At 71.9% G+C, this 13,354-nt stretch carries 12 protein-coding genes; 3 read left to right on the top strand and 9 right to left on the bottom strand.

From position 1 onward, the window contains the following. Positions 1 to 4 precede the first annotated feature (4 nt). Positions 5 to 523 (bottom strand): tetratricopeptide repeat protein, encoded by a 519-nt coding sequence (locus AB0I77_RS12670; protein WP_363282482.1) that lies wholly within the window; start codon positions 521 to 523, stop codon positions 5 to 7. A 116-nt stretch (positions 524 to 639) separates the two neighbouring features. Here AB0I77_RS12670 and AB0I77_RS12665 point away from each other — a divergent pair, with 116 nt between their 5' ends. Next, on the top strand, positions 640 to 1,080 hold the full coding sequence (locus tag AB0I77_RS12665; protein ID WP_363282481.1) for a hypothetical protein: 441 nt from the start codon (positions 640 to 642) through the stop codon (positions 1,078 to 1,080). 71 nt (positions 1,081 to 1,151) lie between these two features. Here AB0I77_RS12665 and AB0I77_RS12660 read toward each other — a convergent pair whose 3' ends face one another. The 6 genes from AB0I77_RS12660 to glnII all read right to left on the bottom strand — a co-directional run bounded on the left by AB0I77_RS12660 (position 1,152) and on the right by glnII (position 8,225). After that, positions 1,152 to 2,705, bottom strand: coding sequence for a DUF1996 domain-containing protein (locus AB0I77_RS12660; RefSeq protein WP_363282480.1), 1,554 nt, complete (start codon positions 2,703 to 2,705; stop codon positions 1,152 to 1,154). Positions 2,706 to 2,918: 213 nt separating this feature from the next. Further along, positions 2,919 to 3,572: a response regulator transcription factor gene (locus AB0I77_RS12655; protein ID WP_363282479.1), complete on the bottom strand. Its 654-nt coding sequence runs from the start codon at positions 3,570 to 3,572 to the stop codon at positions 2,919 to 2,921. Continuing rightward, positions 3,557 to 4,822 (bottom strand): sensor histidine kinase, encoded by a 1,266-nt coding sequence (locus AB0I77_RS12650; protein WP_363282478.1) that lies wholly within the window; start codon positions 4,820 to 4,822, stop codon positions 3,557 to 3,559. The genes AB0I77_RS12655 and AB0I77_RS12650 overlap by 16 nt, the downstream gene beginning before the upstream one ends. A 410-nt stretch (positions 4,823 to 5,232) precedes the next feature. Beyond that, the gene (locus AB0I77_RS12645; protein WP_363282477.1) at positions 5,233 to 6,279 is read right to left on the bottom strand and encodes an NAD-dependent epimerase/dehydratase family protein; all 1,047 of its coding nucleotides are present in this window, start codon (positions 6,277 to 6,279) and stop codon (positions 5,233 to 5,235) included. A gap of 82 nt (positions 6,280 to 6,361) precedes the next feature. Continuing rightward, a complete protein-coding gene (locus tag AB0I77_RS12640) occupies positions 6,362 to 6,922 on the bottom strand; it encodes a winged helix-turn-helix domain-containing protein (RefSeq protein WP_363282476.1) in 561 nt (186 codons plus the stop codon). A gap of 274 nt (positions 6,923 to 7,196) precedes the next feature. Next, entirely contained in the window at positions 7,197 to 8,225 is a 1,029-nt protein-coding gene (gene glnII / locus AB0I77_RS12635) for a glutamine synthetase (RefSeq protein ID WP_363282475.1), read from the bottom strand. A gap of 634 nt (positions 8,226 to 8,859) precedes the next feature. On the opposite strand from glnII, the gene AB0I77_RS12630 reads away from it, so the two are divergent. Then, a complete protein-coding gene (locus tag AB0I77_RS12630) occupies positions 8,860 to 9,174 on the top strand; it encodes a hypothetical protein (protein WP_363282474.1) in 315 nt (104 codons plus the stop codon). A gap of 127 nt (positions 9,175 to 9,301) precedes the next feature. On the opposite strand, the gene AB0I77_RS12625 is transcribed toward AB0I77_RS12630, so the two are convergent. Beyond that, entirely contained in the window at positions 9,302 to 10,486 is a 1,185-nt protein-coding gene (locus tag AB0I77_RS12625; protein ID WP_363282473.1) for a winged helix DNA-binding domain-containing protein, read from the bottom strand. Positions 10,487 to 10,679: 193 nt separating this feature from the next. Here AB0I77_RS12625 and AB0I77_RS12620 point away from each other — a divergent pair, with 193 nt between their 5' ends. Further along, positions 10,680 to 12,020 (top strand): DUF2252 domain-containing protein, encoded by a 1,341-nt coding sequence (locus tag AB0I77_RS12620; RefSeq protein ID WP_363282472.1) that lies wholly within the window; start codon positions 10,680 to 10,682, stop codon positions 12,018 to 12,020. A gap of 430 nt (positions 12,021 to 12,450) precedes the next feature. Here AB0I77_RS12620 and AB0I77_RS12615 read toward each other — a convergent pair whose 3' ends face one another. Further along, the gene (locus AB0I77_RS12615) at positions 12,451 to 13,212 is read right to left on the bottom strand and encodes an alpha/beta fold hydrolase (protein ID WP_363282471.1); all 762 of its coding nucleotides are present in this window, start codon (positions 13,210 to 13,212) and stop codon (positions 12,451 to 12,453) included. Positions 13,213 to 13,354 lie beyond the last annotated feature (142 nt).

The following is a 13,354-nucleotide window of genomic DNA, read 5'->3' as shown; positions in this document are numbered from 1 at the left end:
CGAATCAGCCCGCCGGCTCGACCAGTGCCCGCGCGTAATTCGCCATCGACCGCTGGTAGCGCGGCAGATGGGGCGCGAGGGCGCCGAGGACGAGGGACAGGCCCTCGCGGTCCCGGCCGAGGCTGGACAGGCACAGGGCGAGCGTGGCCCGTACCGCGTCGTCCAACTCGTCGGAGGGACCGTCCAGTTCGGGCGTCAGCAGCTTGACGCCCTCCTCCGGCTGCCCGGTGTTCCGGAGCGAGCTGGACAGTTGGATCTTGGCGCGCCTTCCCTGGTAGCCGCTCAGGCCGAGGGCGAGCGCCTCCCGGTACCGCGGCACGGCCCGGTCCGAGTGGCCCGTGGAGTCCCAGGCGCAGGCCTGCTCGAAGGGGCGGAGGGGGCTGTCCTCGGGGAGCTCGGCGACCAGCGCGTCGATCACCGCGCGGAAGTCGGCCGCCCTCTCCTCGGGGTAGTCGTCGAAGGAGGCCCAGACAGCGGCCACGCGATCTTCCCAGTCCTGGTTCACCGCCCTACAGTCGCACACCCGTACCCGGACAGCACCGGTATTTTGAGCGCTCCGGGTGGCTGAGCCGTATCGAGGGGGAGGGCCCCTCGCCGGGGCTCCGTACGGCATGTCGCCGGAAGGGACCGGAGGAACAGATGAGGTTGACCCAACCGAGGCTCGCGCTGGCCGGCGCGGCGGCGGTACTCGCCCTGGCGGGCTGCGGATCCGACAAGGGCGGCGAGGCGGACGTTCCGGAGACGGCGACCGGCAGTCTCGAGCACCTGGCCGCCGAGGCGAAGTGCAAGCCGAACATGCAGACCGACGCCGACACCATTCGCCAGGCCCTCTGCGAGAAGGGCGCCGAGAAGTACGTCCTCGCCACCTTCGCCACCGACCGCGGCCAGCGCGAGTGGCTGAACGGGGCGAAGGACTACGGCGGCTACTACCTCGTCGGCCGCAAGTGGGTCGCCAGCGGCGACGAGAAGACGGTCACGGCGCTGCGCGGCGCGCTCGGCGGGACCATGGAGGAGGGGTCCGAGCACATGAATCCCGGTGGCAGTCACAACAGTGGCAACAGCGGAAGCCACCACGGCTGACCGCACCGGTTCGGGGGCAAGCGAAAGCCGGCGGTGGGAGATCCCACCGCCGGCTTCCTAGTGGTTCAGGACTACTGGCAGTCCTGGCCGCTGTTGATGCAGTCGACCACCTGGTTCATCGTCTCCTCGTTGAAGAAGTTGATGAAGTCGTTGTGGTCGGTGATCGGCTTGTGCAGCTGGTCCGGGAAGGAGTCCACCGCGAACGCGTTCTGGACCTGCCCGTTCTCGATCTGCGGCGCGTCAACGTCGTAGACCAGGCGGACCTGGAGCTGGGGGATGGCCTCGAAACCGTTCGAGCAGGTGCCGTCCTCCTCCACGAAGTCCACGTGGTCACGGTGGTTGGCGCTGTCGATGTTCTGACCGTCCCAGCAGCTCTGGAAGTTGGTCGTCCGAACCACCGAGCTGCCCTCGGGGCAGATCGGGTACTTGTCCGTCAGCTGCGTGTCCTCGAAGCCGGTGCAGCTCCAGTTCGTGTTGGCGTTGGCGTTGCCGTTCACGAAGGCCTTGGCGTCACCGGTGATGATGCGCAGGGCCTCCGGCATCGCGGTGACATCGCTCGTCTTGTTGCCGACGAACTTCAGCTGTGCCTCGCTGGCCTGGATGATCGTGCCGACGTTGCCGTCCTGACCACCACCGGGGGCGTCCGCGTCGATGTCGTCCTGACCGTCCTGCACACGCAGCACCGGCCAGAAGTACGACGACTTGTCGCCCTGGTTCTCGCAGGTGGTGTCACCGTTCGCCAGGTCCTCGTCGCTCGCGAAAGCGTTGTTGGCCTGGTTGCCGACGTAGTCGTGCTGGTGCTGCGCACCGTTGCTGACTCCGGGGGCGACGATCACGTTGTCCGAGTTGCGGTTCTCGTTCTCGTTGGTGCCGCAGTTCGTGGTGAAGGTGCCCGTCGAACCGCTGTCGCCGTTCGCGGCGAGCCCGTTTCCGTCCACGCCCTGCGGCCCGCCGGTCGGCTCGGCCTGGGTGATGTCCTGGAAGTCGTCCGCTGCCGGACCGTTGCCGGCCTGGCCGCCGTTGTCCTGCTCCTGGCCCTGGTCCTGACCTTGGTCCTGGCCCTGGTCCTGGCCGTCGCCCTGGTTCTGGCCGTCGCCCTGGTCCTGACCGTCGTTGTTCTGGTCCTGACCCTCACCGGCGGCGGGGTCCGGCTGGTCGGCCGGCACACCCTCGCACTGGGCGAGCTGGTCGGCTCCCTGCGGAGGCTGACCGCCCGCGCGCTGGACGTTGATGCCGATCCGGTCGATGGTGGCCGTCCGCTTGGACTTCAGCGGGGCGAGGATGGCGTTGTCGACGTAGCCGGCGTCCCCGGCCTGGGCTTGGCGGGTGTCCGCGAGGCGCTTGTAGGCCTCCGTGACCTGCTGGTCGAGCTTCGCCAACTCCTGGTCGACACCGGCGCGTGCGCCGTCCGGCACGTCGGTCAGCTGTTGGCCGACGTCCGGACACTTGATCGTCGCGACCTGAGAGGCCGATGCTTTCGTCTGGTTTGTTGCCGAGTTCTCCTCATGTGCCGAGGCATAGAAGTTGGCCCAGATCAGCCCGCCCCCACCGAGCGCTAGGGCAGCCGTTCCGGCTATGGCCTTGGTGGCCAGCGGCATACGGCGTTTTCTTGTGTTGCGTCCCATGGAACTCCTCTGACTTCCTTGCGGGGCATTCGAGGCGCCCGACAGGAGTGAAGCGGCTCCCATGAATACGGAAGCCGCCCCAGGGGTGTTCAGCCGTCGCAGAAATTGGTGAGAGGTTCGCGAGACAATTCAGCCCCAACAGCCCAGGAAACACCGCGAGTTGTTGATCCCTTACGGCATGTGCGGGATCGGGGGAGGATCGGGAGACCGATTTCAGCGGTCCTGGTCGAGATAGGCGAGAACGGCCAGGACGCGGCGGTTGTCGTCGTCCGACACCTCCAGGCCCAGTTTGGCGAAGATGTTGGAGGTGTGTTTGGCGATCGCCCGTTCCGTGACGACGAGCCGCTCCGCGATCGCCGCGTTGGTCCGGCCCTGCGCCATCAGCTCCAGCACCTCCAGCTCACGGGGCGTCAGCCGCCCCAGCGGTCGGTCGTCCGCCGCACGCCGGGCCAGCAACTGCTGGATCACCTGCGGATCCATGGCCGTACCACCCCCCGCCACCCGCCGTACGGCGTCCACGAACTGCCCCGCGTCGAACACCCGGTCCTTGAGCAGATACCCCACCCCGCCGCTGCCGTCGGCGAGCAGCTCACGCGCGTACAGCTGCTCCACGTGCTGCGAGAGCACGAGCACCGGAAGTCCGGGTCTGTCCCGGCGGGCGTCGAGCGCGCACTGAAGGCCCTCGTCGGTGTGCGTCGGCGGCAGCCGGACGTCGACCACGGCGACGTCCGGCTGTAACTCGGCCAGGGCGCGGGCCAGTTCGGGCCCGGTCTCGACGGCCGCGGCGATCTCGAAGTCGTGGGCCTGAAGGAGCCGGACGAGTCCGTCGCGCAGCAGGAACAGGTCTTCGGCTAGGACAACACGCAAGGGATCTCCATGGTCACCATGGTGGGGCCGCCCGCGGGACTGCTGACGGCCAGGACGCCGTCGAATGTACCCAGTCGCCGCTCGACTCCGGCGAGCCCCGAGCCGGCGCCGATCACCGCGCCGCCCTTGCCGTTGTCGGTGACGGAGATCCGCAGCATGCCGTCCCGGTGGTGCAGGTCGATCCAGATCCGGTCGGCGTGTCCGTGCTTGACCGCGTTGGTCAGCACCTCGCTGACGGCGAAGTACGCGGCCGACTCCACGGGCTCGTCCGCCCGCCCGGGCAGGTCCACGTCCACCTCGGTGGCGAGGGGCATCCGCAACGCCAACGCCCGTACGGCATCGCCCAGTCCGCGCTCGGCGAGCACCGGCGGGTGGATGCCGCGGACGAGGTCGCGCAGTTCGGCGAGCGCGTCCGCGGAGGACTGGCGGGCCTGCGCGAGCAGCTGCCTGGCCTGCTCGGGGTCCTTTTCGAGGAGCACCTCTACGGTGCCGAGGTCCATGCCCATGGCGACCAGCCGGGCCTGCGCCCCGTCGTGCAGGTCCCGCTCGATGCGCCGCAGTTCGGCCGCGGAGGTGTCGACGGCGTCCCGCCGGGTCTCGGTCAGCACCCGCACCCGCTCGGCCAGTTCCCCCTGGCTGGGGGCGAGGAGGACCCGGGTGAGCCGGAAGTGGGCCTCCAGCAGCCGCGGGGTGAAGAAGTGCGCGAAGAAGAGGAGGACGAGACCCAGGGCGCCGGCGCCGAGCGCGGAGGCCTGCCCGGTCACCGACACGAAGCCGTACCAGTATCCGTCGGGGAGGACCCGCCACAGCCCGGCCGCGATGGCGAACCCCTCCAGCGGATAGAGCAGCAGCGCGCCCGCCAGCAGCGCGCTGACGAAGCCGGCCGTCATGTCCACCGGCAGCCACCGCAGATCCCGCCAGGTCGCCGGGTCGCCCAGCATCCCGAAGGTGCGCCCCCAGGGATTGGCGTCCTTCGGGATCGGCCGGTACGCCGACGGGATCCGCACCCCGCACCACTGGGCGGCGAGGACCCGCCGCCAGTCGGCGAACGCCCGCACCCCGGTGAGCACCCACGGCGTGGTGACGATGCCGACGCCGATCGGTATCAGCGCGATGGACACCACAGTGAGCGTGAAACACAGCACCGCCCCCGGCAGCGTCACCAGCGCCAGCCCGAGCCCCCGCACCGCCGCCAGTCCGACGCCCCGCACCCCGGTACGGCCGCTGCCGCTCTTCGTCTCGATGGTCATGACGTCAGTCTGGCCGAGGGGGAGGCCGGGGTCACTGGGGTTGGGTGCCCGGTCAGGGGTGGTGCCAGATACACCTCGGCCCGCGCCCTCGCCACCGCCGACGCCCGCGCGTCGGCCACCGCGGGCGCCCGCGCCTTGGCCTCCTCGGCGCCCGCGCCTTGGCCTCCGTCGGCGCTCGCGCCTGTGCCTCGGGCCGCGGCTGTGCCTCGGCTCGCGCCTGTGCCTGTGCCTGCGCGTGTGCCTCGGGCCGCGCCTCGGCGTGCGCCCGCGCGTGTGCCTCGGCCCGCGCCTGCGCCTCGGCCCGCGCCTGCGCCTCGGCCCGCGCCCGCGCCTGCGCCTCGGCCCGCGCCTGCGCCTCGGCCTGCGCCTGCGCCTGCGCCTGCGCGTGTGCCTCGGCCCGCGCCCGCGCCTCAGCTCGCGCCCCCGCCTCGGCCCGCGCCTCCGCCGGCGCTCGCGCCCCCGCTCGCCGCGAGCACCTTTGCCTCCACCTCGGGGTCGAGGCCGTGGCCCGTCCGGTCCGGCCGCAACGGACGGTTCCGTCCGTCCTGGAGCCACCTCCAGGTGTCGGTCACGGTGTCGGCGACCGGCCGGCACTCCAGTCCCGTCGCCAGCGCCCGGGAGACGTCCGCGGAGTGCAGGGCGTCGTGCATGTCGCTGCCCGGCGGCACCCACACCGGCAGCTGGACCCACGGCTCGATGCCCGCTTCGAGGATCACCTCCGGGTCGGTCCACCGCAGCTCGGCCGCGTTGCCGGTGGCCCGCACGCAGGCGTCGAGCAGGGTGCCCATGGTGGCGTGGCCCTGCGGCCCGATCAGGTTGTACGGCCCGCTCGACTCCCGCTCCACCGCCCCGAGGACCCACTCGGCGAGGTCACGGACGTCGACGTACTGGAGGGGCAGGTCACGCGGCCCGGGCGCGAGGACCGGGCCGCCCCGCGCGATCCTGCCCAGCCACCACGGCAGCCGCCCGACGTTCTCGTACGGCCCGAGGATCAGCCCGGACCGCACCAGCACGGAACGGTCCGCACCGAACGCCTCGACGGCGGCCAGCTCGCCGCCCCGCTTGTCCCGGGCGTAGTCGCTCTGCCCGGCGTCGGCGGAGGCACCGTCCACCACAGGCACGTCCTCGGCGTATCCGGCGGGCCGGGGCCAGGTGTACACCGAGATGCTCGACACATACACGTACCGCCGGACGCGGTCCCGCAGCAGCCGCGCCGCGTCCCGCACCGCGTACGGCGCCGCCGACCAGGTGTCGACGACCGCGTCCCACGCGCCCTCCGCCCCGGCGAGGGCGGCGAGCCCGTCGGGCGCGGTGCGGTCGCCGTGCAGCGACCGCACCCCGGCCGGGGGCTCGTGGTGTCCGCGGTGGAAGACGGTCACCTCCCAGCCGCGCCCGAGGGCCGCCTCCGCGACGGCCCGTCCCGCGAACTCGGTACCACCCAGCAGCAGAAGTCTCATACCGAAGACTCTGCCCGCCCGGGCGGCCGGACGGAACGGCGGTCTGCCGTCAGCAGAGGCTCGTCAGCAAAGACTCAGGGGATCAACGCCCCGTCGGCGGCGCGTACTTGTAGCCGACCCGCCGTACCGTCTGGATCGCCCGGCGGTGCTCGGCGCCCAGCTTGCGGCGCAGCCGGGCGATGTGGACGTCGACGGTACGGCCGTCGCCCACATGTCCGTAGCCCCACACCGTGGAGACCAGCTGGTCGCGGGTGTGCACCCGGTGCGGATGCGTGACGAGGTGGGCGAGCAGCTCGAACTCCAGGTAGGTGAGGTCGAGTTCGCGCCCGGCCACCGCGGCGGTGCGCCGCAGGGTGTCGATGCGGACGAGAGAGCCGTCGGCATCGTCGGTCTGGCCGTCGGGCACCGCCACGGGCGGGAACGGCGGCTGCTGGTCGGCCGGGACGAGCACCAGATAGCCGATCATCGGCGGCTGCCCCGGCAGGGTGGGGAGGGTGTGCGGGGGAGCGGGCAGCCAGGTGGCGCCCGGCGGCAGGAACTCCGCGACGTCGATCACCTCGTCCCGGTCGACGGCCCGCAGTCGATGACGCGAACCGTTGGGGGAGGAGGGAACGGCGGTGGGCAGGGAACGAGTGGTCGCCATGAGAGGTCAGCTCTTTCGCGCGAGAGGTCCGACGGGAAGGTACGTCGTGCGCGCTGGCCGAAGGCCGGGGTGTACGGCTTTAGAGGGCCGGCGCGTTCGTCGCGCGGCAACACACCCGGTCGAAGTCGTGGTGCTGACGGGAAGGCCAGAAGGGCTCGAGGTCATGGCGACCCGTCGCGGTGTGCTTCTGGAGGCTGGCCATGGCCCCATTGAAGCACGCGAGGGGGCGCCCACCGCAATGGTGGACGCCCCCTCGCGGAGCCGATGGGCGGGATCAGACCTGGCCGGCCTTGTCCAGCGCGGTGCAGCAGGTGTCGACGATCAGCCGCGTCACCAGGTACGGGTCGACGTTGGCGTTCGGGCGGCGGTCCTCGATGTAGCCCTTGCCGTCCTTCTCGACCTGCCACGGGATACGGACCGAGGCACCACGGTTGGAGACACCGTAGGAGTACTCGTTCCACGGGGCGGTCTCGTGCAGACCGGTCAGGCGGTCGTCGATGCCGGCGCCGTAGTGCTTGACGTGGTCGAGCGGCTTCGAGCCCTCGCCCAGCGACTCGCACGCGGTGATGATCGCCTCGTAGCCCTCGCGCATCGCCTTCGTGGAGAAGTTGGTGTGCGCACCGGCGCCGTTCCAGTCGCCCTTCACCGGCTTCGGGTCGAGCGTCGCGGCGACGTCGAAGTCCTCGGCGGTGCGGTAGAGCAGCCAGCGGGCCACCCACAGGTGGTCGGAGACCTCCAGCGGGGAGACCGGGCCGACCTGGAATTCCCACTGGCCGGGCATGACCTCGGCGTTGATGCCGGAGATGGCGAGACCCGCCTTGAGGCAGTTCTCCAGGTGGGCCTCGACGATGTCACGGCCGAAGATCTCGTCGGCGCCGACACCGCAGTAGTAGCCGCCCTGGGGGGCCGGGAAGCCGCCCTTGGGGAAGCCGAGCGGGTAGCCGTCCTTGAAGAACGTGTACTCCTGCTCGATGCCGAAGATCGGCTCCTGCGAGGCGAACTTCTCGGAGACCTCGACCAGCGCGGCCCGCGTGTTGGACTCGTGCGGCGTCATGTCGATGTTCAGGACCTCGCACATGACGAGGATGTCGTCGCCGCCACGGATCGGGTCGGGGCACGAGAAGACCGGCTTGAGGACACGGTCCGAGGCGTGGCCTTCGGCCTGGTTCGTGGAGGACCCGTCGAAGCCCCAGATCGGCAGCTCGGCACCCTTGGCTGAATCCGCCATTATCTTCGTCTTGGAACGGAGCTTGGCCGTCGGCTGGGTGCCGTCGATCCAGATGTACTCAGCCTTGAAGGTCACGGGCCACTTCCTTCGGGGGTGGGTCAGACGCACTTGCGGGTGCTGCGGCACTGCGGCACTGAAACGCCGCGCTTGATGCCCGGCAGCCTGTCAATATGCGATTTCCCGATCATTGCTCAAGTGTGAACCCCGTGTTACCTGGCAGTGCTGTGGCGAGACTCACGCTGTGAGGCCGCCGCGCGGCACGAATATCGCCTGAGAAAGATCCTGCGCGGCCCCGAAGAGGCGGGACTCCGGCGACTCGTATGCGATGGGATTGGGCAGTTGCGAGGCCCGCCCCCATGCACCCGCGGCCGCCCGCGGCGGGAAGGGGCCGTGTCGGGGGGTGTCCGCCCGCAGCGGTTGTCGCGTCAACCCTGGCCCCTCTTCAAGAAACCGATTCCGCGACGTTCCGAGGACGGACACCCCCCGACACGGCCCCGACCCACAACGCACCCGCGGGCGCTACGCGCTGATCGGACGCTGCATCAGCTTCGAAAACCCGTCCTCCACTTGCGTCACAGACACCCCGAAAGCCCTTGTGGCCAGGGGCTATTGTCAGTGCCGGGCAGTAGAATAGAAGCAGTGTTCGAGGGTGTCGCCGGGGTCGCCGAAGTCCCCGGGCCGGCGCCCTGACCGCGACAGGAGGATGCCTGTGCCCGCTGCCGCACTGAAGCCGAAGCCGTTGCCCACCCAGTCCACCGCGAAGCGCCCCGTCCTGCTCGACCTGCCGTACGAGCCCGTGGAGAAGCGGCCGTTGCCGCCGGGGCGTCCGCGCGAGTGGTACGTCAGCCACAACCGCCGCCTCAAGGCGATGCGCCTCGCGATCGCCCTGCTCGACTCGGGCGTATACATGCCCAACCAGGCCCGCAACGAGACGATACGGAGCGCTGCCCAGATGATCGGCGTCCACCCGCCGTCGGACACGACGTGTCACATGGTGCGGGCGCTGATGCGTTACTCGCGGTGAGCCATGGTGCCGGGTGCCCTGTGTTTCGGGGTGCCCGGCGCTGGTGCGGGCGCTGCTGGGCCCGCCCCCAGACCCCCGTCCTATGCCCACCCACCACCAGACTCGACCGGTGGGAAAGCGGACCCCCCTACACCCCCAACTCCTTCTCCAATGGCGTCCGAAACCGCGGCGTCACCCGCGTAGCCCCCACCCACCCCCGCAACCGCTCCGCCTCCCCCGCGATCGCCGCCTCCGCATCCCGCCCCACCCCGTCCCCGTCCAGCACCCGCCACACGATCTCCCCGTCCGCCCGCTGCGCCCAGCCCCCCACCACCCGCCCGTTCCACCACACCGTCGGCCCCACATTGCCGCTGCCGTCGAACAACGCGGGCCGCAGCTCCGGCGCGAGATACCAGTCCCGCTGCTGCCACCCCATCGCCGTCGGATCGAGCCCCGGCAACAGCGCGGCCCACGGCTCGGCCGGGCCCGCCACCGGGCCCACGTCGCCGTCGACGACGTACCCCACGCCCTCGTCCAGGGACACCGACCGCGCCCCGATCGCCGCCAGTGCCCGGCGCACCTCCGTCACCCGCCACCCCGTCCACCACTTCAGGTCGGCCTCCGTGGCCGGGCCGCACGCGGCGAGCCAGCGGCCGAGCAGTGACGCCTGGGCCTCGGCCGGGTTCAGCTCGGGGTGGGCGGGAGCCACCGCCCAGCGGAACTGGCTGGACGTCCAGGAACCGAGCGGCCGGCCGCGGACGACCTTGCCCTCGACGCCCAGCACCTTCAGCAGCCGGGTCGAGACGGTGTGGACGCCCTCGTAGCTCTTCCCGGCCGCGTACGCGAACCGCTCCCGCAGGCGCGGCTCGTCCTCGGCGAGTTCGGCCGCCGTCGCCTGCCCGCGCCGCGCCAGAGCGGCCAGCGCCGACTCCTCGACCTCTTTCAGCCAGGCCGCGTCCGGTGCCCCGGCCGCCGCCATGTGCTTCAGCAGGGCGGCCCGCTCCCGGCCCGCGACCGTCAGGCCGGTGGAGGCGTGCACGACCGCCGTCAGGTCCGTCGGGAACACGAAGACCGTGTGCCGCATGCCGTGCATACGGACCAGCGCGCGCTCCTCGTACAGCGCCCGGCCGGTCTCCGGCACGGTCTTCGCCGGGTCCGCGAGCCGGGCACCCACGGCCAGGTACACCGTCGCCGGGTCCGTGCCGTGCAGGGCGACCAGGGAGGCGGCGATCTCCTCGGGGCTCGCCGCCCGCGCCGCCCCGGCCAGCCGGTGCCGCAGCGCGAGCCGCGCCCGCCGCTCCGCCACGCCGATGTACCGCTCCTCGTCACCCATCCCGACCTCCACCCGCAATCCGACACGTCCGCCGTGAGGACATCCTCCCGGACACCACTGACAACCGGGCGCGCTGAACAAACGGAGTACGTCACCCGATTGCCGTATTGGGCGTGCGGGTGCCCCCGCACTGGCCTTCACTGCGATCAGGAGGTGGCGGAACCGAGGAGGTTGGCATGCGAAGGCACAGCCCATGACGACGTCCGCCGACCGCGCCGAGCGCGGCCGAGCCGCCCGCAAACGCGTCCCCCGCTCCGGGCACGCCGGCTGGATCCCGTCCGTCGACCGGCCCGATCCCGTCGGCGTACTGGAACGCCAGGGCCGCGACCGGCTGACGGAGCTGCTGCCCATCCGGTACGGGCGCATGGCCGCCTCGCCCCTCGCCTTTCTGCGCGGCGCGGCCGCCGTGATGGCCGCCGACCTCGCCGCCCAGCCCCACACGGGCCTCACCGTGCAACTGTGCGGCGACGCCCATCTGCTCAACTTCGGCCTGTACGCCTCCCCGGAGCGCGCCCTGCTCTTCGACCTCAGCGACTTCGACGAGACGTTTTCCGGCCCCTTCGAATGGGACGTCAAACGCCTGGCCGCCAGCATCGCCGTCGCCGCCCGCGAGAACGGGCACAGCGAGGCCAAGACCCGCCGCGCGGCCCTGGAAGCGACCGCCGCCTACCGCGTCGCCATGCGCCGCCTCGCCCGGAGCGGCGAACTCGACGTCTGGTATGAGCGCATCGACGCCGGCAGCCTGCTGCCTTACGTCCGCTCCGCCCGTCAGCGCCGCCGCATCGAGTCCAGCCTCACCCGCGCCCGCCGCCGCACCAGCCTGCACGCCCTCGGCAAGCTGACGGAGATCGTCGACGGACGCCGGCGCATCATCCACGACCCGCCGTTCCTCGAACCCGCCGGTGCCTCCGACGCGGCCACCCTGCGCAAGATCTTCAGCGACTACCGCTCCACCCTTTCCGAGGAGCGCCGCCTGCTCCTGGACCGCTACCGCTTCGTCGACGCCGCCCGCAAGGTCGTCGGCGTGGGCAGCGTCGGCATGCGCTGCTTCATCGTGCTGCTGGCCGGCCGGGACGCGGACGACCCGCTGTTCCTCCAGGTCAAGGAGGCGGGGAAGTCCGTACTGGAGGAGCATCTGCCGAGTGGGCCGTACGTCCATCCCGGGCACCGGGTCGTCGCCGGACAGCGGCTGATGCAGGCCGCCAGTGACATCTTCCTGGGGTGGATGAGCGGGCCGCAGGGGCGCGCCTACTACTGGCGGCAACTGCGCGACATGAAGGTCGCCGCCGACGTCGCCGGCATGACCCCGGCCGACCTCGGCGCGTACGCCCGGCTGTGCGGCGCCGCCCTGGCCCGCGCACACGCCCGCTCCGGCGACCGCATCGCCATCGCCGGCTACCTGGGCGGCGCCGACACCTTCGAACGGGCCGTAGCGGACTTCGCGCTGAGCTACGCCGACCAGACCGCCCACGACCACGCGATCCTGCTCGCGGCCGTGGCGGCGGGGGTAGTGACGGCGACGCCGGACACCTGACGGGCCCGCGCCCGGCCCGCGTGCCCGGCTTGCCCCCGGCCCGCGTGCCCGGCCCTGCGTCTGGGCTGCGTGGCGGGCCTGCGTCCGGCCCGCGTGCCCGGCCTGCGTCCGGCCCGTGTGCCCGGCCCTGGGTCTGGCCCGCGTGCCCGGCCCTGCGTCTGACCTGCCCCGGCCCGCACCAGGCCTGCCCCCGGCCCGCGTTCGACCGTTCTGAGCCTGCCCCGTGCCCGGCCCGCGTCCGACCCGCGTCCGACCCGTGCCCGGCTTGCCCCGTGCCCGGCTTGCCCCCGGCCCGGTGCCCGGCCCTGCGTCTGACCTGCCCCGGCCCGCACCAGGCCTGCCCCCGGCCCGCGTCCGACCCGTGCTGGGCCGGCACCGGGCCTTCCCCCCCGGCCCGCGCCCGGCCGAGGGCCTGCCCCCGGCCCCTCCCTCACTCCACCAGACAGGCGCCGCTCGCCGTCCGCCCCCGGCCGTCGAGTCCGTTCAGCACCGTCGCCACGAACTCCCGCCGGTCGTCCGCGTGGTCCCGGAACCACAGGCCCAGCATGTGGTCCGCGTCCGGGAGTTCGAGGCGGGTGCAACGGGCCCGGACGGCCAGCGCCGCCTGGACCGCCTCGGTCACGGCGGGCGGAATGACCGCGTCCGTGCCCGGTACCGCGAGTACCGCCCGCCCCTCGTACGCCCGCAGCACGTCGAGCGCGGGCGCCGCCCGCCAGCTGTCCGGCCTGCGGATGATCTCGCTGAAGAGGCTGTCGCCCGCGCCGAACGGCACCTCCCACGCCTCGGCCGCGTACACCGCGGGCGCGCACAGCCCCAGCGCCGCCACGCGCTTGCCGTAATGCCCGGCGAGATCCGCCACCGTCTGCCCGCTCATGCTGAACCCGACCAGCACCAGCGGACCGTCCGCGGGCGCATGGGCATCGATGACCGCGACGGCCTGCTCGAAGCGGCGGCGCAGGCTCAACTCCCGCAGCGCGCCCGTACTTTCCCCGTGCCCGGAGAAATCAAGGGCGAGGGCGTGGCAGCCGTGCGCCATGAACTCGTCGAGCAGCGGCAGCAACCGCTCCTTGCTGCCGTTGCCCGCGCCGTGCAGGACAACGGCGGTGGCCGCTCCTGGACCACCGCCGTCGCCGTACACGCAGCTGAGTCGCTCACCGTCGTACTCGTGCGGGAAAAGAAGGAGCTCGCTCATGCCCTCCATTCACTCACGCCACTCAGGTCCCACAGTCCCCAGGCCGCGGAAAAGGAGATGCACGCGGAGTGATCGCTTCCCTACGCTGGACAAGCGTTACGGAGCTGTCCACCACCGCTTGCCGCAGGACAGGTATCACCCG

It is taken from the genome of Streptomyces sp. NPDC050619, from assembly GCF_040654815.1.
Classification (GTDB): Bacteria; Actinomycetota; Actinomycetes; order Streptomycetales; family Streptomycetaceae; genus Streptomyces.
Note: the sequence above shows the minus strand (reverse complement) of the source record. Positions and strands in the feature narration are given on the sequence as shown.

What these genes read in the sequence shown, in the direction of transcription:
- AB0I77_RS12650 (WP_363282478.1), bottom strand. Translation starts at nt 4,822, where the DNA reads ATGACCATCGAGACGAAGAGCGGCAGCGGCCGTACCGGGGTGCGGGGC.
- AB0I77_RS12645 (WP_363282477.1), bottom strand. Translation starts at nt 6,279, where the DNA reads ATGAGACTTCTGCTGCTGGGTGGTACCGAGTTCGCGGGACGGGCCGTC.
- AB0I77_RS12625 (WP_363282473.1), bottom strand. Translation starts at nt 10,486, where the DNA reads ATGGGTGACGAGGAGCGGTACATCGGCGTGGCGGAGCGGCGGGCGCGG.
- AB0I77_RS12620 (WP_363282472.1), top strand. Translation starts at nt 10,680, where the DNA reads ATGACGACGTCCGCCGACCGCGCCGAGCGCGGCCGAGCCGCCCGCAAA.
- AB0I77_RS12660 (WP_363282480.1), bottom strand. Translation starts at nt 2,705, where the DNA reads ATGGGACGCAACACAAGAAAACGCCGTATGCCGCTGGCCACCAAGGCC.
- AB0I77_RS12640 (WP_363282476.1), bottom strand. Translation starts at nt 6,922, where the DNA reads ATGGCGACCACTCGTTCCCTGCCCACCGCCGTTCCCTCCTCCCCCAAC.
- AB0I77_RS12615 (WP_363282471.1), bottom strand. Translation starts at nt 13,212, where the DNA reads ATGAGCGAGCTCCTTCTTTTCCCGCACGAGTACGACGGTGAGCGACTC.
- AB0I77_RS12665 (WP_363282481.1), top strand. Translation starts at nt 640, where the DNA reads ATGAGGTTGACCCAACCGAGGCTCGCGCTGGCCGGCGCGGCGGCGGTA.